Source organism: Chryseobacterium sp. ZHDP1 (genome assembly GCF_018603435.1).
Taxonomy (GTDB): Bacteria; Bacteroidota; Bacteroidia; order Flavobacteriales; family Weeksellaceae; genus Chryseobacterium; species Chryseobacterium indicum.
This window is the reverse complement of sequence record NZ_CP075682.1, coordinates 3266206-3289155: the sequence shown is the minus strand read 5'-3', so window position 1 is coordinate 3289155 and position 22950 is coordinate 3266206. Positions and strand designations below refer to the sequence as shown.

The window sequence follows — 22950 nt, the reverse complement described above, 5'->3', positions numbered from 1 at the left end:
GATTTTTAACCCTCAAATCATATACCATAATAAAAATCTAGGACTTTAAGATTTTTTGGCTAAATTTACACTACGACCGGACAGATAAAAACACACTTCCAATTACACCTTTGATGAAAGATACGTAAATATACATAAGCCCTTATCATTGAGTGAGTTTGGAGTATAAAAACAAAAAACTCAAATGAAAAGAATTTTATTAGTAGATGATCATAGTATTGTAAGGCAGGGAATGAAGTATGTCATTAAAAGCATCATAGCACAAGCTGAAATCTTTAATGCTGATGACGTTAAATCTGCTATAGAGCTTATTAAAACTTCGGCTGTAGATTTCATATTTCTGGATATTAGCTTTCCTGATCAAAATATATCTACAACAACTGTAGAATTGATGAAACACATTTTACCCAATGCTAAGATTACAATTTTTTCTGCAATGGATGAGGAAATATATGCATCAAGATTTATAAAAGCGGGAGCCGATGGGTTTATCAACAAACTATCCAGCGATGAAGAACTTTTTTTTGCCTTAGATTACTTTTTTAAAAATGGAAGATACATTAGTGAGAATATCAAAAGTAAAATAATAGACGATTATTTAAACAAAAAGACCAGCAGTCAGATATCCCTTCTTTCCGATAAAGAATTAGAAGTATCCCAGTTTATCATTAAGGGATACTCTACTTCCAGTATAGCAAAAACAATGAATCTGAAAAAATCCACTATAAGCACATACAAAAAGAGAATATACGAGAAGCTTGAAATAAGCAATATTGCAGAACTGTTCGAAATATTTTCAATTATATAACGTCAGCCATATTTTTACTTCCAATCCGCCGCCCAATCTGTTTTTGAGTTTCATTTTAACTCCTGTTTTTTTAACTATTTCTGTAATGATTTTATAACCAATACCCTTAGAACTATCTACATCGGTATTCTGATAATTGTTTATTCTGCCAAGTTTTTCAGGATTCATCCCGTTTCCTGTATCCTGTATAAAAACAATTATATTTTGTTCTTTCTGATATGCAGAAATAGTTACCGTACCAATAGAAGTATATTTAACAGCATTATCTATCAGGTTATGAAAAAGCATCTCCAATAAAGCCTTGTTATTATTGAAAACAATGTTTTCGTCTACATTATTAATGAGATCTATATTCTTCTTTGCAGCAAGATTACGGAAAATCATGATTTTCTCATGGATAAGCTGCCTAAGATTGATCGTTTCCCTGTATTCATCATCCGTTAAAAATAATTTGGTATAATCCAGACTATTTAAAACAAAATGATACAGCTCTTCCGTGGTCTCCTGCGTGGAAATTAATGATTCTTTAATCTCCATATCATCTGTAGTCGAAATCAGACTTTTCAGGTTTAAATTAATAAACCTCAGAGGACTCTTAATATCATGGCAGATAAGGCGGGTTAGTTTTTCCTGATTTTCCAGCTTTATCTTTAATTTTTCTTTGGACTTCTGTAATTTATCCAGCAGAATGACCAGATCTTTTGTATGATTTTCTATTTCTATTCTTAGCTTTTCCTTTTCTCTTTCAATGTAAAAATTTCTTATCTTAATAAGGAAAAAAACCATTAAGATGAAAAGTATAAAAAAAGCAACTTTGAAGATCCCGGTTTCCCAAATTTCAGGTTTTTTATAAGGATCTACATTCCCATCCTGAAAATCTGCAAATAAATTATTTAGAGCTTCATCAAAAAATATATTATTTTCAAATAAGGTAAAAGGATCAAAGACATCCGTTCTTCTATGAATATTATTTACTTCTCTTTGGAAAAGCCGTCCATTATCTGAAATATAGCATTCCAAATTCTTTTTTTTCTGCTGAGAAAAAAAAAAGGGAAAAGAAAAAGATAAAAAGAACAGCAAATTTTTTCATATCATTTACTACAAAAATATAAAATAGTTGCAGAAACTATATATAAAAAATTCTACAAAAAGAAGTAGAAAAAATTCTACACGCAAAGCTTTTATAAGTTCTTTATTTTATCCGTTTAAAAAAGTTTAACGAAGTCTGAATAATCAGAATCGTACAATAAATAAATCTCTTATTATAAAAACTATTTTTTTTCAACCTGCCATTTTCTGCCAATTAAAAATTCAGCAAAACGGGAATTATAAGAGGGTAAGAAAGTTCTGCACAGCTTGAGAACAGGAGGAATTTTCGGTTTTTAATACCTCAAAAAATATAATAATGAAAAGAGATTTATTTCGTTTTATTTTTATTTTACGGTTATTTTTTGTAGAAATAGTTCTACAAAAAGAAACTTATTTATTCTACACAATCTGTTTTTATTACAGCATATTTTTGTACAAAGCTTCACTACGTGTGTAAATTGATAATTAATAAGATATTTTTTAAAAACACTGCCTTTTTATTAAAAGTAGTGCTTTTATTATTAATTATTAATTCATCTTTTTCATTTTCTCAAGTAAAATTTGTAAATGCTGCTACATCTGATGATTCAGAAGCAAATACAACCCAGACCTACATTTATAATAAAGATCTTATTGTTGTAACAGGGGATGCAGTAATTTATGAAAAAACGAACGAAGAAGAAATAACCATAAGCAAATCCGCTAATCCGGAAAAAAAAGCGACTAAGAATAGATCCGGAAAAAACAAGCTGATAAGCAAGAAAAAAAACACTAAAAAAGATTCCGGACAATGCATCGCCAAAAGCAATTGTAACTACACCCCTCATCAGGACCAGAATAATTCCACAATAAAAAATAAAGGAGGCAGTTCTCTGGCTTCTGTAGACAATAAAACTCAAAAAGAGATTATCTTCCATTTTGGATCTTCCCCTTTTTTGGGAAGACTGTGGAGAGTTCATAAAAAGTTTTACCATTACAAATTTTATAATTCGAGTTTAAAAATTTGTAAAAACTCTTCAAGAGCTCCGCCATTTGCTGTTTGATTATCCAATGGCTTTGATTTTGGGCCATCAGACTATTTTGAATATTCAAATAAAGCATACAACCTATTTTAATTTTACTAAAATGAAGATATCATCTACCATTATATTTTTATTTTTTGCCTCTGCAATCAGTGCACAGACAGGAAATATCGGAGTAAATACTACTACTCCTCAAAAAACCTTACACGTTAACGGTTCTCTACAAGTTACAAACGAAATAAATGTAGGGGGCAATTCCTCTACAGCAGGAAGTGCCGGTACAGCAGGACAGGTTCTTACCTCTGGCGGAGCCGGAACAGCTCCCACTTGGGCAACAGTTCCTGGAGCCGGTTCTACAACCAACACACTTACCAATACTACCAATACTATTACCAGCACAGTAAATGGATTAGTTGCAACTGCACCCGCAGTAAATACTGTAGCTAACACTACCGTACTTACAGGAAATAACAACAGCTTGGTAACTACGGTAAACGGAGTCGCGAGTACTTCTGTAAACGTCCCTAACCTTTACACTGCAAACGGAACTCTTACTGCAAACAGAACGGTAACACAGGGAGCTAATACACTCGCATTTACCTCAACAGCAACGAATGGATTCTCAGTAGACGGCACCACATTTTCTGTAGATGCGGCCAATCATGAAGTGGGGATAGGTACAGCAGCGCCCAATACCAATGCGGTATTAGATCTTACTTCTACTACAAAAGGGTTATTAATCCCAAGACTTACATTATCAGCTCTTAACAGTGCGTCTCCGCTTTCTGCGAATGTAGCAGGAATGGAAGTCTATAATACCACTACGAATACTGCCACTTCCGGACAGGAAGTATACCCTGGAGAATATGTAAATAACGGGACCACCTGGGGAAGAACTTTAAATTCCGGTGATGTTAATGTTATTGCAGGAGCAGATGGCACAGACGCCATTGCCACTACATCAACGATTACGGTTCCGGCAGCAGGAGCTGTAAATACAGCCATCTATACCAACACATTTACCCTTACTAAACCTTCTTTAGTTACTTTCAGTGCAAGTGTTTCATTCAGAATGCTTAGCAATACTACCGATACCACAGTATCTAAATTATATCGTTCATTTTGGGAGTTCACATCGCTTCCGGCGGGCTCTACACTGGCAACGGCAACACCATACGGACCAAGTAGTGCATTATATTTTGGAGCGACAAATGCCACATCAGGAATTTTTGAACTTACCCCTAGTGTAACTCTGAGACTCATTGCAGGAACTTATACAGTACAATTAACGGGAAGAGCGGCAGAACCTACATCAGGAACCGGCTTTACCGCAAATTTTGGAGCCGGAAGCAATGATAACGTAAGCATAACAGCGGTACCTATAAAATAATCGTATCTAATTTAGGTTATCTACCATAAATAATAGAATACGATAACCGTAACTTCTATGTCTTACTAAAATCTAAAGAAATGAAAAAGATAATTATAGCATATACTTGTGTTCTCGGAACATTCATATATGCACAGACAGGAAATGTAGGCGTGAATACAACCACCCCTCAAAAAAACCTCCATGTTAATGGTTCTCTGCAGGTCACAAACGAAATTAATGTAGGAGGTAATGCCTCAACAGCCGGAAGTGCGGGAACAGCAGGGCAGGTTCTTACCTCTGGCGGAGCCGGAACGGCTCCCAGCTGGACAACAGTTTCAATTACGCCAATTACCACGAATACCCTTACTAATACTACCAATACTATTACAAGTACAGTAAATGGAACAGCTGCTACTGCACCCTCAGTAAATACCGTAGCTAACACCACAGTACTTACGGGAAATAATAACAGCTTGGTAACTACAGTAAACGGAGTCGCGAGTACTTCTGTAAATGTCTCTAATCTTTATACTGCGAACGGAACCCTTACTGCAAACAGAACGGTAACACAGGGAGCTAATACACTGGCATTTACCCCGACAGCGACCAATGGATTCTCAGTAGATGGCACCACATTTTCTGTGGATGCAGCCAATCATGAAGTGGGGATAGGTACAGCAGCACCCAACACTAATGCAGCATTAGATGTTAATTCTACCAGCAAAGGACTGCTGCTCCCAAGAGTAACATTATCCGCAACCAACAACGCCTCTCCGCTCTCTGCCCATGTAGCGGGAATGGAAGTCTATAATACTGCTACGAATACGTCCACTACGGGACAGGAAGTATATCCCGGAAAATATGTAAATGATGGTACTGCGTGGAGAAGACCTTTAAATATCAATGATATAAACATTGTTGCAGGAGCAGATGGTACAGATGCCATGGCTACTACCGCCACGATTACAGTTCCGGCAGGAGGAAGCGTGAATACCACTCTATACACTGCTACATTTACCCTTACGAAGCCTTCTTTGGTTACTTTTAAAGCCAGTGTAGGGTGTGGTATGACTGGAACCCCGGCTAATGATACTGCAGTTTCTAAACTTTACCGTTCTTATTGGCAATTTACATCTCTTCCTGCGGGATCCACACTGGCAACCAGCACCCCTTATGGTCCCAGCAGCGGATTGTTTCGTGGAACTACATTTGCAATTTCAGGAGTTTTTAACATGACCCCCAATGTCGCCTTAGCATTAATTCCGGGAACTTACACAGTACAGTTGGTAGGAAGGCTTACAGATGCTACAGGAGGAACAGGTTTTACGGCTACCTTAGGTAGTTCTGCTAATGATAACTTAAGTATTACAGCACTACCTTTAAGATAATGCAGAGGTACAGCCAGTAAATATAATGGTAAGACACAATGTTTCTCACTATTATAGGCTGCCATCTGGTCTTCAGGATGTTTGGAATAAATGTATCTGCTGTTTCTTTTGAAACCTGAAAACAGATCTTATATTCTTATCATCCTGAAGACTTTTTTATGGGAAAAGAATTTCAGAAGCAGATAAAAACAATCTGAGTATCTTTCAGCAATCCTAACGCTTAATTTTAACACATAGTTTAAGTTTTTTAAGCAAAAAATTATTTTTCAAGCTCAAAATAGAAATAGCCGATAATGTGATTTGACTCTATTTTTTATATTAAAATTTCGAGCTTTTTTCGGTATTAGTCTTTAAACATTCTGTTATAAAATCAGGATTCAAAACATTCTGCATACTATATTCTTTCTGAATTTCATTCTATTCCAGACTTTCATTTTTTCCATAATATTCGCGCCCATATCAAATGATTTATTCAGATACAAATCTTTTAAGCATCTTCAATATTACATCATATAATGTGTTCATGCATTAATTTTCTGCCCACTTTCAGCAGACAGCTGAATCCTTTTAAGCATAATTCTATTATTGTCATTTTCCAAAAAAAATCCAGATTTGCTTGTTAATCTTCCGGTTAATAAAAGTTCTCCTATCAATATTCATTTAGACCAAAATTCATAAAAACACGTCAAGTTTTGGCGCTGTCGGTGTATAGCTTTGTATTTCAAAATCATAAAAATATTTGATAATGGATAAAGCAACTTTACAGAGAATTGAAAAACTTCACCCTTATGTAAGAGAGGAAGTAAAGAAGATAATTAATGAATGCGACAAAGCATTAACGGGCAGAGCAAAAGTACGAATTACACAAGGTTTAAGGAGCTTTGAAGAGCAGGAAAAACTTTATGCCATCGGAAGAATTACTTCAGGAAAAAAAGTAACCAATGCAAAGGCAGGACAAAGCATCCATAATTACGGATTGGCTGTAGATATCTGTCTGGTAATTGACGGAACAACGGCAAGTTGGGATACCGCCAAAGACTGGGATAATGATCAGGTTGCCGACTGGTACGAGTGCGTAAAAATTTTCGCAAAGTACGGATGGGACTGGGGCGGAAACTGGAAAACCTTTAAAGATCTTCCGCATTTTGAAAAGAAAAATATTGTAACAAAGAAAGGATTGATAAAATCATCCTGGAGAACGCTTTCTAAAATGCCCAGAGATAAAGAAAACTACGTCATACTTTAATTCTCATTTATTTGAAAATTATTTTTAATACGTCAAGTTTTGTCGCTTCCCCGATCTATCTTTGCTTCAGTAAGATAACACTAAGACAATCATTATATCAAGCTAAAACCAATAGTTATTTCTCCTGAATCTATTGGTTTTACTTGTCTAAAATTGTTAAATGTTTCTTCAAAAAAGAGAAAAATCATATGAAAAAAACAACCATTCTTTCTTTGGACGGAGGCGGAATCAGAGGAATTATCACCTGCATTATTCTGCGTTACATAGAAGAGCAGCTTCAGATTCATGACAAACCAAGTGCCAGACTTGGTGATTATTTCGACTTTGTTGCGGGAAGCAGCACCGGCGGACTGATTGCTTCGATTATTCTTTGTCCCGATGAACACCGAAAAGCAAAATATTCTATCCAAAAAGGATTAGAATTATATGCTGAAAAAGGTGGTGACATATTTCAGGTTTCTTTTTGGGAACGTTTGGTAAATCCTTTCGGACTTCTGAACGAAAAAATTTCTCAGGAAGCACTTGAAAAAAACCTGAATGATTTTTTTGGAAATTTAGAATTAAAAGAATTAATAAAGCCCTGTTTAATAACTAGTTACGATATAGAAAACCGAAGAGCAAAACTATTCAATTCGTGGAAAGCCAGTTTAAGTACAGATAATTTTTATGTAAAAGACGTGTGCAGAGCTACTTCTGCAGCTCCGACGTATTTCAGCCCGGTTCAGATAAAATCGATGTACGGGCAAATTTTCAGCTTAATTGATGGTGGAATGTTTGCTAATAATCCGGCTTTGTGCGCCTACGCAGAAGCAAGAAAAATTCCGTTTGCGGAAGTTCTGAAAAATCATCAGAAAGCCAATCATCCAAGCGTAAATGATATGATTGTTATTTCTATTGGAACGGGGATCGAAGCGAGATCATATTCTTTTAAAAAACTGGAAAAATCCGGAAAAATAGGCTGGGTAAATCCAATAATCGATATTTTGATGTCTGCCAACGCAGAAACAGTAGACTATCAGCTTTGTCAGATGTTCCAGACTTTAGGACTGAGAAATCAGAAAAATTATTACAGACTTAATCCTTCTTTAAAAAATGCTTCTCCCGCAATGGATAATGTAAAAAGATCTAATATTGAAAATCTGATACAAGCCGGATTAAGCTATATTGATGATAACAGAGAAATCTTAAATCAGATTGTTCAAAAACTCATTAAAAACAAAATATAAGCTATATACATTATAAAACATCGATATAAGCTTTTTTAATTATATTTAAATAATCATGAAAACAATATTCACATTTATTATTCTCAATATCCTATCTTTCATTGCAGGCTGTTTTATTTTTTATTTTTTGTTAGACTACTTCAATCCTCCGGTCACAAAAGATGGACATCCATATATGCCGATTGAAAATGTAATATGTTCGGTAATCGCTGCTTTTGTTTTTACTATTCTGTTTTTTGTATTTATTAGAAAATATATTTCAGAAAATTTTTAATTTTTTAGAAAATAATTAAAAATACGTCGAGTTTTGACGCTTTGGGTAAATATCTTTACCTCAGAAATTAAAAACAATAATCTAAAAACTTACAACGATGAAAATTTTAATACAAAAAGAATATTAATAATTACACTTTCAGTTCTGAAATTATGATCTTCAGAATTCTTTCTCTTTAATCCATCCGGCTTTTTTACTACAAAGAATCATTCAGTTTTCTCACTGGATAGGATAAGACTATGTTCAAAATAAGATTAGTTTGCTAGCACTAACTATATTTCAATTATTATTAACATTTTAAAACCATTCACAAATTATGGCAAATTTAGTACAAGAATTAAACAGTTTAGATTTTAGTGTTTACATTGGTGGTCCTTTGCAGGCTGCAGTAAAAGCACAACACGACGCTTCGATTTCCCAGGTTAATTTCATTAAAGAAGTAGGCTTTACCCCTGCGGTTCCCGCTGCAGGAAGTACTCCCGCAATACCCTCTCAGTTGAGATATGTAGATTTTAATTATGAAAAATCTCTACCCAACCCGGATTATGGTAAAACACTTCAGGACCTGAAAGACGCAGGAAGAGTAGAAGCTTCTGCAACCGCTATACCTGCTACCATTAATGTATCTCAACAATTTCTAAAATCAGCCGTAAATCTAAAAGTTCCTTTCCTTACGATGCTTACGATTCCGGCTTTGAGAATTGATGAAGTGACTATTGATTTTAATGCGAAATTGAATTCAGTAGAAACACAAAATGTATCTAGCGAATTCTCAGGAAATGCTTCTATCAGTGCAAAATTCTGGAAAGTAAAATTCAATGCATCCGCTTCTTACAAGAAGACGACTTCAAGTACTTCAACTACAGAAAGAACATACACTTTGGGTGTACATGTAAGAGCTGTAAACGATGAACTGCCTGCTGGTCTTTCAAGAATTATGGATATGCTGGAAGACAGTATTGCCGCTGTTTAATTTAAATTTCAGGGTGGTTGCTTTGGCAGCCATCCTTTTGCTTCATTTTTTTTAATACTAAAAACTAACTTATTATGCCGACATTAAAAGAATATTTAGGCGGAATTGTATCAGAAATTACCGCAGCCAGAAAAATGGCAGATATACAAACATTAGAGATTGCGAAAGAATATGCTCAGGACGATTTGCTAAAACATTTCTCTGTTCCAAGAATGAAGGTAGGAACAGTAGAACTTACAGTTCCTTTTGCAAAAGCACCGGCATCACCGGTTTTATCTTTCGCTGAGTTTACCTATGACGAAATTTTAAAAGCAGCCAAAACAGATTACGATCCTTCTGATACAGACAGTGATAAAGAGCTCAAGGCACTTCTTAGTGATAAGCAGGTTCAGTATAATAGCGCCATTGCAGAAATGAAACGAGAAAATATTACTGATGTCACTCAAGCTCACATGAAGTATTTTAACAGTATCCCTAAGTATATTATAGAGCTTTGTACTTCACTTCCAAACTTCAAATGGAAATTGGTAAATCCTGATCAACTGCAGGAAAGGCTTTATTCCCGAATGTTTCAGGAAGCAAAAAAAGCGATAGAAGACAAACCGAATAACCCCAACGAGGTAATTGTAGAAGCAAGTAAACTGATGGATTTGGATCCCAAATGTATCATTATAGCGAAAATGAGTGTCACCGAATCCGGAATGGAATGGTCCAGACATGAAGATATTGACGGTAACATAGTCGAAACATTAATTCCTGAATAAATATGAAAAAATCACAATTTATTTTGATCAAACAACTGAAAGAGAAATTGCTCCAGTTTCCTTCTATTGTTTCGAAACTGGAAAAGAAAGATCCTTATTTTATCGACTCGTTATTGGTCTGGCTGAAATCTGCTGAAGATATCTTTTCTTCTTATAACATTAGTGCTGTTTCCGAGCTGGCAGGTTTCAGGGCAAAAATTCTCGCTGCAAGAATAGGTAACGAAAGAGGAGGCAATATTAAAAAAAAACAAATTAAAGCAGCTTCAGATATTCTGTATGATCTGCAAAGTACGGTATTAACAGTATTAATGCCTTTTGAAAAGAAAATAGACGACTGTCGTGAACTTATAAAACAGCTGCTTACACTTCTAAAACAAAAGGGAACAATACATTACAATCCTCAGGTTTCTTTTGAAGTATTTGTTAATAGTGTATGGCAGACCATACTTATCGATAATGAACTGAGCTTAGGAGCCATCAAATTAAAATCTATACTGTCTGAAACAGACATTATTATGGTTGTTGGCGATGAGATCGAAATAACGGAATTTATGTGACACTATTTTTGCGCATTATCTATTGCAGAAAATAACTCAATATTTGGGTTATTTTTTTTCATCAGAAATAAATTTTTAAATATTAAAAAAATACGTCAAGTTTTGACGTTCACCATGTCTACATTTGAAGTATAAAACAAAACACAAAGTATCATTTAAAAAAATAAATTCTCACTCAACGTATCTATGCTGAACAGCCCAAAATGTATTCAATTTTTTAATGCCAAACACCAAAACAAAATGAAAACACAACATCATTACTCAGACATTATTTTCGACAGAAACCGCTACACTATTGAATGGAGCGATATTGAAAATGCCGAAACAGATTACGACAATTATCTTAATGACATTAAAACGTCTTCCGACGGAGTTTTAAAAATGATGACATTCAAAAATATATATATCAATTAAATTTTAAACATATCAAGTTCTGCTGCTGTTCAGCAGTCTCTTATACCACCATTTCTGTTTCGTTTTTCTAAATTCAATATTCTTAAAATGCTGAACAGCCGGAACTTTGTTTAAAAAATACCACCAAATTAATACGCAAAAATTACATATATTATGATAACAAAAGAAGCACTAAAACTCTACTTTGAAAAGGGAGATTACCCTACACAAAATCAGTTCTGGGAATGGATGGATTCGTATTGGCATAAGGAAGAAAAAATACCACAGGATTCTGTTGAAACATTTGAAAAAGTGATTCCGCTTTTTGACGGAGATAATTTAATTGGATCCGGGATTAAACTGATAATACCATCCAATACAAAGAAGATTTTTGTGGCTGCATACTCGTATGAAGGATTTAACTATCAAATAAGAGAGGTCATTTTTAATGAAGGTTTAGAAGAAATCGGGCAATATGCTTTTAGCAATCAGAACATTAAAGTTATTAAAACTCCCTCTACATTAAAACTCATTGGATCTAATGCTTTTGATAGTCAATCCAATACAAGAGGAACAGGGGTTTTAGAAAAAATCATACTCAATGAAGGTCTTATAAGGATTGAAGATTCTGCCTTCTTGAATTATAAAGCGGCAGTTAATGATCTGTATATTCCAAACACAGTACAATCAGTAGGAAAAAATGCTTTTTTAATTCCTTCATTACAAGCGGTGTCTGCTCCTGCAGGGTTAGATCTTAGTGCTTCGGGAATTCCTGCAACAGCAGTGATTACGTACAGATAAAAAATAATCTTATAACAAATATCACGAAACTCATATCAATTCTAAAAATAATCTTTAAAAAAATTAAAACACGACAAGTTTTGTCGCTTTAACCTCATATATTTGTGGTAGAAGCTTTTAACAATGAAAAAAGATTTTTATCTCACAAGGTACGCCTTAATTATTAAAAGACTGGAAGGTTCTCCAGCGACTTATTCTCAATTGGAAGAATACCTTCTTAATTCCTTCGAATTTCAGGATGCGGGGATTAAAAGCTACTCTATCCGTACACTGCAACGAGATATCCGGGAAATTTCAGATCTTTTCAATCTTTCTATTCATAACAAAAAGAAAGGTGATAACCGGTATTATATCGAGAGCCGCCCGATTATGGAAGTGGATGAATATAATCAAAAATTACTGGAGTCTTTTCAGGTAAGCAACGCCCTGAATCTTCATCCTGATTTTTCAAATCTTATCTTTTTTGAAAGCAGAAAACCAACTGGCGTTGAGCATTTTTATGACCTTTTCTTTGCCATCCGTAATAAAAGAATTGTTTCTTTTGAACATTACAACTACAAAAATAAACTGATGACTTCAAGAAAAGTCCATCCGCTGGCTTTAAAAGAATCCAAAGGAAGGTGGTATCTTATCGCTATCGACACAAAAGATAAAATGCTGAAATCTTTCGGATTAGACAGAATTAATTATCTGGATGTTTCTAAAAATACTTTCAGAGAGAAATACAAATACAATTTCAGAGAACATTTTAAAAATGCTTTTGGAGTGATGAATCTTACGGAACAGAATCCACAGAAAATTGCCTTGAAGTGCAGCAGACATCAGGGAGAATATATCAGAAGTTTTCCGCTTCATCAGTCTCAGAAAGAAACCAAAGAAACACCGGAAGAAATATTTTTTGAGTTTTTCCTGCATCCTACGTACGATTTTTTGCAGGAAATTCTCTCCTTCGGAAAAGAAGTTCAGGTACTGGAACCTAAAGTTTTAGTTGACGATATCCGCAAACATCTGCAGGAATCCTTAAACAGGTATCTTGAAAGCTAAAAAACTTATTAAATTGATCCATTTTTTTGATTACATTTACATAAATATATCAAAGTGAAATCTTTTTTTGTTTTTCTTTTTTGCTGCGGTTTTTCTTTCTGTTTTTCCCAACAGACTGAAGAATTTAAGCTTATTAAGAATTATTACAACCAGCACCGTTCCATGCTCGGCAAAGAGTTTAAGAAAAAATTTGATGCCGAGACAGACAATTATCATAAGGCTTCTATAAAGGTCGACTATATGCTTTTTATGCAGAAAATGGACAGCATAGAGAATGTTGCGCTTACAGGAGCTTTATTAAAAACAAAAAATCTCGAAGATCTTAATAAACTAAAATTATTGAAAACTCCGTCCGCTGAAACTCCTGCTATTCCTTCTGTTGTTATCGATAAGATGGCAGATTATCCGGGAGGAATTAATGAACTTCGGAAAGAAGTTGCCAACCTTTTTTATCTCGGGGGTGTATATTCTGATGTAAAAACCGTAAAGGCAAATGTTGCATTTATCGTAGAAAAAGACGGAAGTATAAGTAACGTTCAGGCAGAAGGAGATAATTTTACCTTTAACAGACAGGCAGAAATTGCTCTGTATTCTGTTTCTCAGAAGTTTTCTCCGGCTATCATTAACGGCGGTCCGGTAAGATACCGTTTCCGGCTCCCACTCACCATGAATATTGAGCAATAAATGTTTACCGACGAATATTTCATGAAAATGGCTCTTCATGAAGCCGAAATTGCACTGGAAAAAGATGAAGTCCCCATCGGATGTATTATCGTTTCAAACAATCGGGTGATTGCAAGAGCCCATAATCTTACCGAAACATTAAATGATGTAACGGCTCATGCAGAGATGCAGGCCATAACTTCTGCAGCCAATTTTCTGGGCGGAAAATACTTAAAAGACTGTACGATGTATGTTACAATGGAACCTTGCGTAATGTGTTCAGGGGCATTGTCTTGGTCACAAATTTCAAAAGTCGTGATCGGAGCACGAGACGAGCATCGAGGATTCATCAACAAACACCTTTCACTTCATCCAAAAACAGAAATCATCACAGGTGTTTTAGAATATGACTGTTCTTTAATTGTGAAAGAATTTTTTAAATCTAAAAGATGATATAAAAGTTGAGGCTGAGGTTTAGGATACTTTTTATCAATGTTTTTTTTAAAATCTGAACCTCAACTTTTACTATAAATTTTTCCCCAGAAAATATAGTCCTTTCAAAGTATGCAATCTGTCCATCACGTGAATTTTATCTGTTAAAGGCTTGTAGACGTGGGAAACTCCTCCTGTAGCTACCACAAAACAATCATCATTCACTTCATCGTTTATCCTGTCGATAAACCCTTCCACCATTCCCAGAAATCCATACACCATTCCGCTCTGCATACAGGTTACGGTATCTAATCCCAAAACTGTTTTTGGCTTTACCAGCTCTATTTCCGGAAGCTGAGCTGTCTGGCTGATCAGAGAATTAAGAGCGGTAACAATTCCCGGAGCAATAATTACCCCTAAAGTTTCCCCACTTTCCGCAACACAGCTCGCTGTAAGTGCTGTTCCGAAATCCAGAACAATTTTTTTCCTGTGCGGATACATATTATGAGCAGCGACAAGGTTTGCATAAATATCCGTTCCCATCTGTTTAGATTTTGCCTGAACTCCGGAAGGTGTATTTCTGTCTACAATTACGGGATGAATATCATGAATTTTTTTTATCGCCGCACTCATCACTTTTGTAAGCTGAGGTACAACGGAACCGATAATGACTTTACCAATTTCTTCAGGTTCAATTTTATAAGTCTGATACAGCATCAGCATTTGCGCATACAGCTCATCTGTCGTTCGGTAAGGTTTTGTATTAATTACCCAGGAAATCTCGCAGTTATCTTCGTTAAAAAGCCCGAATCTGATGTTGCTGTTTCCTATGTTTATTACAATTGACTTCATTTATTTATTTTCAAAAAGATGGAAATCTCCGGTTAATTTTAAGGCACTAAATTTAATGATTTTAATAAAAACACAGTCGATGTTCGGGATAAGTTTTGTTATACTTAAAAAACAATTATTTATATTTAGATCTAAAAATCACTTCAACTCAATTTTCATGAAAAAACTGATCCTTCTATTTTTATTTCTTTGGGGAATAAACAGCTTCTCTCAGACTGCCGCTGCTGCAAAAGAAGTCTTTGAAAAGCTTAAAAAAGAATCCAAAACTGATGGAACCGACAAAACAGTGTATAATATTCTAGACGAGTTTTACAATAAAACTTTGCAGGCGGAAAATGATGAAATGACGAACGAAACTATAGGAAAAATTCAGACTCTGATTTCTAATCCCGATACTAAAAACATCCACATTCTTTTGCTTTTTTTGATGTATCAGCAGCACATCAGCCAGACTGCCGCTGTCGGGAAAAAATCAAACCCTGAATTTCAGATCGAAACGATGAGCTTGCTGGAAGAAGAAACAAAAAAAATTTATGGAAAAATCCCAGCCATTATTTATATCTATAAATACGAATCATTCGACAGTGGTGATAAAAAACAGGAAGCCAAAGCGGCAGTTATTCAGGGATTAAAAGAATATCCCGATTCTGTTCCTTTAAAAGTTTATCATTACCTCAACACCAAAGATGAAGCTTTAAAAAACGATTTGATTAAGAACCATTCTAATCATTGGATGGTAAAGCAATTTGGAATTCAATAAAAATTCACTTTCAATTATCACGTAATATCGTATAAAAAAATCCCTGAAAAAACTCTTCAGGGATTTATTATGCTTCATTAAATTTAATTCTATTTCACCTCAACGAAATTATCCGCCATATTAACATCAGCAAGTCTTTGGCTGAAATCTATTCCTAAAACAGACAATTGTGATTTTGTATAAGGTACAGTAATCGAATATTCTTTCTGAGTCCAAGGCCAATATGGCATTGTTTTGAATTCTCCGTAAGCATCTTTTTCCTTCCACGTACGAGTCATGTTCATAGGAATCTGGTAAGTAACCATTTTCTTATCGGTCGTCATCACACTGAAATCAATCGGCATCGGAACCTGCCCGTTATTCACCAAAGTAATGGTGGTAGATTTTGCATCGTATTTTACGTCTTTGATTCCGTAATCAATTGTTTTTGTGGTATTGATCCAATAATTCTGAAACCATTTCAGATCCATACCCGAAACTTTCTGGGCAATATGTAAGAAATCTCTGTCTGAAGGATGTTTCAGCGCCCATTGATCGTAATACTGCTTCAATGTTTCCGCAAGATTCTGTTCACCCATAATGTAACCCAGCTCAACCAGATACAATTCTCCTTTTACATAAGAAGCATACGTATAGGAAGTTCCGTTATCATGATGATCTCCCAACCAGATTGCCGGTTCTTCGATACCTTTTTTTACAAAATTTCTGTAAGCATTTAAAGAATTGGCAAAAGGATTCGGAAGTTCTTTTGCAGGAGGAAATAACTGATTCATGACATATCCTTCCGCATAACTTGTAAATCCTTCATCCATCCACGGACGCATCGGTTCGTTGGTAGCCAACATTTGCTGATACCATGAATGAGCTCCTTCATGAGCCATTAATCCCATCAATCCTTCAATATCATTTGCTTCGCCTAAGATCATGGTACACATTCCGTATTCCATACCTCCGTCTCCTCCCTGAATGAAAGAATATGTCGGATACACATATTTCCCGAAATGGGAATTCATCAACTGATAATATTTCGTGATGTAAGGCTGTGCTTCTTCCCAGACTTTTGTTTTATCGTTATTCTGATATACTAAGAAAACTTTCGGACCTTGCGGAACGTCAAAACTTTTTACGATATAGTCTTTATCTGCAGCCCATGCAAAATCAAGAATGTTTTTAGCGCTCCATTTCCATGTTGCTTTATTTTTATCTGCTTTAATTTTAGCATTGGCATCATACCCTTTTACTTCAGAAGGATTTTCCAGAATTCCTCCTGCTCCGATGACATACTCTTTATTGATTTTAATGGTTACATCAAAATCCGAAAATGGCGCGTGAAATTCTCTTCCTATATAATCAAATGTCGCCCAACCGTCGTAATCGTATTCTGCGATTTTCGGATACCACTGCGTCATCGTCATATCCACTCCTTCCCTGTTATTTCTTCCGCTTCTTCTGATTTGCTGCGGAATTACCGCATCCCATTCTAAAGTAAATGTAGTGGATGAATTAGGTTTAATCGGTTCCGCAAGATAAACTTTCATTACCGTCTCCTGAACTTCAAATTTCAGTGTTTTGCCGTTCTGTTTAATCCAATGGATATTTTGTGCTCCTTCCTGATCTTTTGGGATAGAAGCTAATCTTGAAACGCCGTCTTTCTGCAGTCTTGAATCTCCGTTTTTTCCTTGTCCTGCAACTCTCTGATCCATCATCGAATTGGGTTTGAAAGCATTCCAGTACAAATGGAAATAGACAACATTCAGTTCGTCCGGAGAGTTATTTTTGTAATCTAAGGTCTGTTTTCCTTCGTAGGTAAACTTTTCAGCATTTACATCAATATCCATCTTATATTTCGCACTCTGCTGATAATAATCTCCCTGCTGAGCATGAAACTGTGAAATGATAAATGCAAACAGGATTGCAACCGATTTTTTCATTTAAAATTTTATTTTTTCTAAAGATAAGTATTTAAAAATAATAATCTATTTAAACACGAATATCACTAATATTCACACAATTTTAAGCACAAATAAAAATTCGTGTGATTAGTGAAAAATTAACGTCATTTATGTTTAATTCAACAATTTTTTAATCAAAGTAATCTGTCCCAGATGATAATAGCAATGCTCGATCATGCCATCTATATTTCTGAGATAGGTTCCGTACTTTTCGTCTACAAAACCTTCATTTATTTTCGAATCGGGCATTTTCTCTAATAAATCCGCGAAATTTTCGGCATCGCTTAAAAATTTACTTTTCAAACTTTCCCACTGTTCCGGAGATTCAATTGGAGGTAGGTCGAAGCTGAATTGGTCTCTGATTTCCAAATTGCCACCTTCAAAAACATTGATTAAACCAGCAATATAATAATCAATATGAAAAGTAAGCATTGCGATGGTATTTAAAGAATCTACTTTGGCTGTTGCCTTTTCCCAAGAAACATCGGAAAGCTGATCTCTGAAGTTGGTATTTGCAATCCATAAACCATCTAATGTGACCTCCCGGAATCTTTTGGCTAATTGTGCTGTTGAACTCATCTGTTTTAATTTTTCTTAAAGATATGTTCTTAAACACAAATTTCACAAATAAAAACCACAATTTTAGACACAAATAAACTTAGTGAAATTCGTGTGGAAAATTCGTGCGGCTGAGTTTACTTTCTTTAAAGCAAATGTCTTAAACACAAATTCAATAAATAATAATCATAATTTTAGGCACAAATAAATTTAGCGAAATTCGTGTGGAAAATTCGCGTCATTCGTGTTTAAATAAACTGAATTCGTGCCTCAACAAAAAACCTCAAATGAAGACATTCGAGGTTTATATGTATTGAAATTAATCAGACTATTTTTTCGCTGAAGATTCTTTTTTTCCGCTCTGTAAGATCTTTTCTAAGATTCTTAAGGTGATAAGATACGTTGGTTTTACTCCTGTTAATCCTAAACCTCCCGAAGAAAGGGTACTTCCTGTTTCCAAAGGATTATCGGATGCGTAATAAGCATACATCACGAATAAATCCGGAGTAATGTGATGTCTGATTTTAGATGCCACCTGAATGGCTTTCTGGTAATGCGCTCCTTCCATCTCAAGACCGATCGCTTTCCATGAAGTATTCATAAAATAAGAAAGAATATCCCTGTTCTGAAGCGAAGTTCCCAAAACAGTAATCATCGGACCTTCGAAAGCTTTTAATTCATCATCTTTAAAATCATCCAGCTTCAGGGCATTTTCGAACGGATAATTATCTGCTGTTCCTTCAAAAATATGTGAAGTAGGGATCATGATGTCGCCTTTTCCTCCGGCAAGAATTCCCGCTTTCCCCATGATGGAAACAGATTTTACCTTCATCATATACACTTCGCCTTTATGTTCGTAAGGTCTCAGCAATTCGTCCATCACCTCGTAAGCCTGTTCTCCGAATGCATAATCGAAAACCATTACGACATCATCTCCCGCAAATTTAATATCCTGAAAAGGCGTATTTCTGAGATCTGTTTTGCTGAGGTCGATGATCTGTACATCAATATTACTTCCGCTTTTGTCATTAATGTAGATCATCCCCTGTTCCAAAGCGTATTTTGAAACTTTATCGCGAAGTTCTTTTTTGTCGGAAATTTCTCCGTACATTTTATAATCTACTTCTTTATGATCTTTTTTCTTCAATGCTTCGTTGGCATACAGCATATTTTTCACAGAGTGCATATTCGCAGAAATAATGTGAAGCGGTCTCATGTGAAGATTATTTTCAAACAAAACTTCTTTCACTTTATTTGCCCACTTTTCACCAAAATAGTGATGCCCTACTCTTTCCTTTAAAATAGCACTGAAATGAATTTCTCTTTCTCTCGTCTGTTTTGCATCTTCCAGACTTACTTTCGCAAGGTTGTAGATGATTTTGAATAAACGGTCAGGATTTTCATCATCCCCGAAAGTATTGTAAGCCTTTAAAGTTTCATCAAAAGTTCTTCCTATTAAAGAAGACAAATGAATAAGGGCAACTTCTTTTTCTCTTCTGCTGAATTTTTTCTCCCCTTTCACCACTTCTTCAATAATCTTGAAGGCTCTTGTCGGTTTCCAGTTTTCATCCTGAATGAAAGCCAGATTACGGACTTTATCTGCCTCAATGAATAAAAAGGTAAGGTGGGTAAGAATATCATAAATTTCCGAACGTCCCAAAAGAACTTCAATGTTCATCTGGTGTTCATCGATTCTGTAACAGTTTCTTCTTCTTTTTTTAGGAACAATCGGTTCGAAACTTCCTTTATCAAAACCTTCGTCTGATGTAAGATGAATGAAGGCGCATTCTTCAATTCCTTCTGGAAGTCTGTCTAAAACATACATCAAACCATCGAGTTCCAGTTTCCCTGGAATACTCATGGTACCGTAAATTTCCGGATTGATCGTCTTCAACAAACTTCTAATGCTTTCTCCTGAAACTCCGCTCGGCTTGAAAAAACCTCTATAAAACAGGTGTCTCATAGAAATGTAAAGTCTTTCAATTGCCTCGGTGGTTTCTCTTGCTCTAGAATTTGTCATATATTTAAAATTTTTATAAAAAGTCTGCTAAGTTACGAAAAATATTTTAAATGAAATTTTTAACTTAACAATCAATGTTTTAGTGAATCTCACTTCATCAGTCTACAAATATTTTACTGTCTTAAAATTAAGATTTTCGCCGCTTGTTTTTAAAAGTTTCAGGAATAAATTTTCTTAATATTAAATTCTACATTCAGAAAAAGCATCCTATATATAATAAGGTATGAATGTAATTTTGAAAGTCAGCCCCTCCAAAAACTACAATTATTTTAAAATTATATTAAATTTTAAAAACACCCCTTAAATTTTCAGGGTAAAATATTTTTCAATTCAATTTTTTTGTAAATTTGCCCCGTAAAAATTAACCTAATATGTCAACTTTAAGATTCAAAGCGTTAGAAACTTTACCATTCAAGGACTTCAGAAGAGATAATTCTGTAGAAGTTCCTGTAAAATTATCAGAATTATTCTGTCAGAATGTTTTCTCAGAAGAAACGATGAGAGAATATTTAACGAAAGAAGCATTCCAGTCTATTATGGATGCGGTAAAAAAAGGAAGCAAAATCCAGAGACACATTGCAGATCAGGTTGCGGTGGCTATGAAGGATTGGGCAATGAGCAAAGGTGTAACGCACTACACACACTGGTTTCAGCCTTTAACAGGTTCTACGGCAGAAAAGCACGATTCTTTCTTCACTCCGATTGAAGGTGGAAGAGCGATCGAAAGATTCAGCGGAAATTTATTGATTCAGCAGGAACCGGATGCATCTTCTTTCCCGAATGGAGGTATCAGAAACACTTTTGAAGCGAGAGGTTACACCGCGTGGGATCCTACATCTCCTGCGTTCATCATGGGAACTACTCTATGCATTCCTTCGATCTTCATCTCTTACACAGGAGAAACTTTAGATTATAAAGCACCTCTTTTAAGAGCTTTGAACGCGGTAGACGAAGCTGCAACCAACGTAATGCAGTATTTTGACAAAAACGTAACGAAAGTAACCCCAACTTTAGGTTGGGAGCAGGAATATTTCCTAGTAGATTCTGCATTATATCAGTCTCGTCCAGACCTTGTATTAACGGGGAAAACTTTATTAGGGCACTCTCCTGCAAAAGGACAGCAGTTGGATGACCACTATTTCGGTTCAATTCCTACAAGAGTCATGAATTTCATGAAAGAACTGGAAATTGAATGTATGAAATTGGGAATTCCGGTTACAACAAGACACAATGAGGTGGCTCCAAACCAATTCGAGCTTGCTCCGATGTTTGAAGAAGTAAATGTTGCTGTTGACCACAACTCTTTGTTGATGGACGTTATGGCAAGAATCGCTCACAGACATCATTTCCATATTTTGTTCCACGAAAAACCATTCGCTGGCGTAAACGGAAGCGGAAAGCACAATAACTGGTCTTTAGCAACCGATACAGGTGAAAACCTTTTAAGCCCGGGAAAAAACCCTAAGAAAAACTTACAGTTCTTAACGTTCTTTGTCAACACAATTAAAGCAGTTCACGAATATGCAGATCTTTTAAGAGCAAGTATTGCTTCTGCAAGCAACGACCACAGATTGGGTGCAAACGAAGCTCCGCCGGCAATTATTTCCGTATTCATCGGAAGTCAGTTGTTCAGAGTTTTGGAAGAGCTTGAAAAAGTAACGGAAGGAAAACTTTCTCCGGACGAAAAAACAGATTTAAAACTAAATGTTGTTGGAAAAATTCCTGAAATTTTGTTGGATAACACAGACAGAAACAGAACTTCTCCATTTGCATTTACAGGAAATAAATTCGAGATCAGAGCGGTAGGTTCTTCTGCAAACTGTGCAGAATCTATGACGGTAATGAACACAATTGCTGCAAAACAGTTAAACGACTTCAAAAAAGAAGTTGATGCTTTAATTGAAACAGGTCTTAAGAAAGATGAAGCGATCTTCAATGTATTAAGAGAATACATCAAACAGTGTAAAAACATTATGTTTGAAGGAGACGGATATTCTGATGACTGGGCTAAAGAAGCGGAAAAGAGAGGTTTAAACAACTTAAAAACAACTCCGGAAGCCCTTAAGCAGGAAATGGACGAGAAATTCTTAGCGCTTTACGAAGAGATGGGAATTTTCACACACAGAGAAGTTGAAGCAAGAAACGAAATCAAATTAGAAAAATATTCTACGGTTATTGATATCGAAGCAAGAGTATTAAGTGATATCGCAAGAAACCACATTATTCCTTCTGCTTTAAATTATCAGAACAGACTGATCGAGAACGTAAAAGGGTTAAAAGAAATCTTCGGTGACAAAGAATTCAAATCTTTGGCAAAAGAACAGATGAGCTTAATTACAAGCATTTCTGAGAATGTTTCTAAAATTAAAGTAGGCGTTGAAGATCTTATTAAAGCAAGAGAAGCGGCAAAAGCAGTTACAGAGAGCCAAAAACAGGCTGAAGAATACTGTAATAAGGTAAAACCTTTATTCGACACCATCAGAGATGCATCAGACGATCTTGAAATGATGGTAGATGATGAGCTTTGGCCAATGACGAAATACAGAGAAATGTTATTTACAAAGTAACATTTGTAAAGTTCCATATTAGTGAAACTCCCCTATTGATCGGGGAGTTTTTTTTATGGGGTTATGAATTCTTTTTTAAATCGAATACAAAAGGTGTTATAAAAGCATTAAAAAGTAGAGTTAAAAACCTGAAACAGCCGAAAAACCAATCATTTATTAACAAAATTTATAATGGGGTATTTTGAATTA

The 22950-nt window shown here is 35.3% G+C and carries 21 protein-coding genes; 16 read left to right on the top strand and 5 right to left on the bottom strand.

Going from position 1 to position 22950, the window contains the following annotated elements:
* Nucleotides 1–184: 184 nt before the first annotated feature.
* Nucleotides 185–808, top strand: coding sequence for a response regulator transcription factor (locus KKI44_RS14965; protein WP_214588088.1), 624 nt, complete (start codon nt 185–187; stop codon nt 806–808).
* On the opposite strand, the gene KKI44_RS14960 is transcribed toward KKI44_RS14965, so the two are convergent.
* The gene (locus KKI44_RS14960) at nt 797–1828 is read right to left on the bottom strand and encodes a sensor histidine kinase (RefSeq protein WP_214588086.1); all 1032 of its coding nucleotides are present in this window, start codon (nt 1826–1828) and stop codon (nt 797–799) included. The two genes, KKI44_RS14965 and KKI44_RS14960, sit on opposite strands and share 12 nt — an antisense overlap.
* Before the next feature lie 578 nt (nt 1829–2406).
* On the opposite strand from KKI44_RS14960, the gene KKI44_RS14955 reads away from it, so the two are divergent.
* The 13 genes from KKI44_RS14955 (at nt 2407) to KKI44_RS14895 (ending at nt 14073) form a co-directional block, all read left to right on the top strand.
* On the top strand, nt 2407–2940 hold the full coding sequence (locus tag KKI44_RS14955) for a hypothetical protein (protein WP_214588084.1): 534 nt from the start codon (nt 2407–2409) through the stop codon (nt 2938–2940).
* Nucleotides 2941–3022: 82 nt separating this feature from the next.
* The gene (locus tag KKI44_RS14950; RefSeq protein ID WP_214588082.1) at nt 3023–4309 is read left to right on the top strand and encodes a hypothetical protein; all 1287 of its coding nucleotides are present in this window, start codon (nt 3023–3025) and stop codon (nt 4307–4309) included.
* 80 nt (nt 4310–4389) lie between these two features.
* On the top strand, nt 4390–5679 hold the full coding sequence (locus tag KKI44_RS14945; protein ID WP_214588080.1) for a hypothetical protein: 1290 nt from the start codon (nt 4390–4392) through the stop codon (nt 5677–5679).
* A gap of 745 nt (nt 5680–6424) precedes the next feature.
* Nucleotides 6425–6925 carry a M15 family metallopeptidase gene (locus KKI44_RS14940; protein ID WP_214588078.1) on the top strand — a complete coding sequence of 167 codons (501 nt, stop codon included), beginning with the start codon at nt 6425–6427 and terminating at the stop codon, nt 6923–6925.
* A gap of 188 nt (nt 6926–7113) precedes the next feature.
* On the top strand, nt 7114–8151 hold the full coding sequence (locus KKI44_RS14935; protein WP_214588076.1) for a patatin-like phospholipase family protein: 1038 nt from the start codon (nt 7114–7116) through the stop codon (nt 8149–8151).
* Nucleotides 8152–8741: 590 nt separating this feature from the next.
* On the top strand, nt 8742–9398 hold the full coding sequence (locus KKI44_RS14930) for a DUF2589 domain-containing protein (RefSeq protein ID WP_214588074.1): 657 nt from the start codon (nt 8742–8744) through the stop codon (nt 9396–9398).
* A gap of 74 nt (nt 9399–9472) precedes the next feature.
* The gene (locus tag KKI44_RS14925; protein WP_214588072.1) at nt 9473–10162 is read left to right on the top strand and encodes a hypothetical protein; all 690 of its coding nucleotides are present in this window, start codon (nt 9473–9475) and stop codon (nt 10160–10162) included.
* 2 nt (nt 10163–10164) lie between these two features.
* On the top strand, nt 10165–10719 hold the full coding sequence (locus KKI44_RS14920; RefSeq protein ID WP_214588070.1) for a hypothetical protein: 555 nt from the start codon (nt 10165–10167) through the stop codon (nt 10717–10719).
* A gap of 240 nt (nt 10720–10959) precedes the next feature.
* On the top strand, nt 10960–11133 hold the full coding sequence (locus tag KKI44_RS14915; protein WP_214588068.1) for a hypothetical protein: 174 nt from the start codon (nt 10960–10962) through the stop codon (nt 11131–11133).
* A 153-nt stretch (nt 11134–11286) separates the two neighbouring features.
* Nucleotides 11287–11913: a leucine-rich repeat domain-containing protein gene (locus KKI44_RS14910; protein WP_214588066.1), complete on the top strand. Its 627-nt coding sequence runs from the start codon at nt 11287–11289 to the stop codon at nt 11911–11913.
* Between the two features lie 123 nt (nt 11914–12036).
* On the top strand, nt 12037–12957 hold the full coding sequence (locus KKI44_RS14905) for a helix-turn-helix transcriptional regulator (RefSeq protein WP_214588064.1): 921 nt from the start codon (nt 12037–12039) through the stop codon (nt 12955–12957).
* A 54-nt stretch (nt 12958–13011) separates the two neighbouring features.
* A complete protein-coding gene (locus tag KKI44_RS14900; RefSeq protein WP_250902073.1) occupies nt 13012–13641 on the top strand; it encodes an energy transducer TonB in 630 nt (209 codons plus the stop codon).
* Nucleotides 13642–14073, top strand: a complete 432-nt coding sequence (locus KKI44_RS14895; RefSeq protein WP_214588061.1) for a nucleoside deaminase — start codon at nt 13642–13644, stop codon at nt 14071–14073. It abuts the gene before it with no gap.
* Nucleotides 14074–14145: 72 nt separating this feature from the next.
* On the opposite strand, the gene KKI44_RS14890 is transcribed toward KKI44_RS14895, so the two are convergent.
* A complete protein-coding gene (locus KKI44_RS14890; RefSeq protein WP_214588059.1) occupies nt 14146–14904 on the bottom strand; it encodes a type III pantothenate kinase in 759 nt (252 codons plus the stop codon).
* A 157-nt stretch (nt 14905–15061) separates the two neighbouring features.
* Here KKI44_RS14890 and KKI44_RS14885 point away from each other — a divergent pair, with 157 nt between their 5' ends.
* Nucleotides 15062–15664, top strand: coding sequence for a hypothetical protein (locus tag KKI44_RS14885; RefSeq protein WP_214588057.1), 603 nt, complete (start codon nt 15062–15064; stop codon nt 15662–15664).
* 89 nt (nt 15665–15753) lie between these two features.
* Here KKI44_RS14885 and KKI44_RS14880 read toward each other — a convergent pair whose 3' ends face one another.
* The 3 genes from KKI44_RS14880 to KKI44_RS14870 all read right to left on the bottom strand — a co-directional run bounded on the left by KKI44_RS14880 (nt 15754) and on the right by KKI44_RS14870 (nt 20194).
* Nucleotides 15754–17595, bottom strand: coding sequence for a M1 family metallopeptidase (locus KKI44_RS14880; RefSeq protein WP_214588055.1), 1842 nt, complete (start codon nt 17593–17595; stop codon nt 15754–15756).
* A 135-nt stretch (nt 17596–17730) separates the two neighbouring features.
* Nucleotides 17731–18195: a DUF1572 domain-containing protein gene (locus tag KKI44_RS14875; RefSeq protein WP_214588053.1), complete on the bottom strand. Its 465-nt coding sequence runs from the start codon at nt 18193–18195 to the stop codon at nt 17731–17733.
* Between the two features lie 307 nt (nt 18196–18502).
* Nucleotides 18503–20194 (bottom strand): DUF6909 family protein, encoded by a 1692-nt coding sequence (locus KKI44_RS14870; protein ID WP_214588052.1) that lies wholly within the window; start codon nt 20192–20194, stop codon nt 18503–18505.
* A 371-nt stretch (nt 20195–20565) separates the two neighbouring features.
* Between KKI44_RS14870 and KKI44_RS14865 the strand changes: the two genes are divergently transcribed.
* Entirely contained in the window at nt 20566–22761 is a 2196-nt protein-coding gene (locus KKI44_RS14865; protein ID WP_076391403.1) for a glutamine synthetase III, read from the top strand.
* Nucleotides 22762–22950 lie beyond the last annotated feature (189 nt).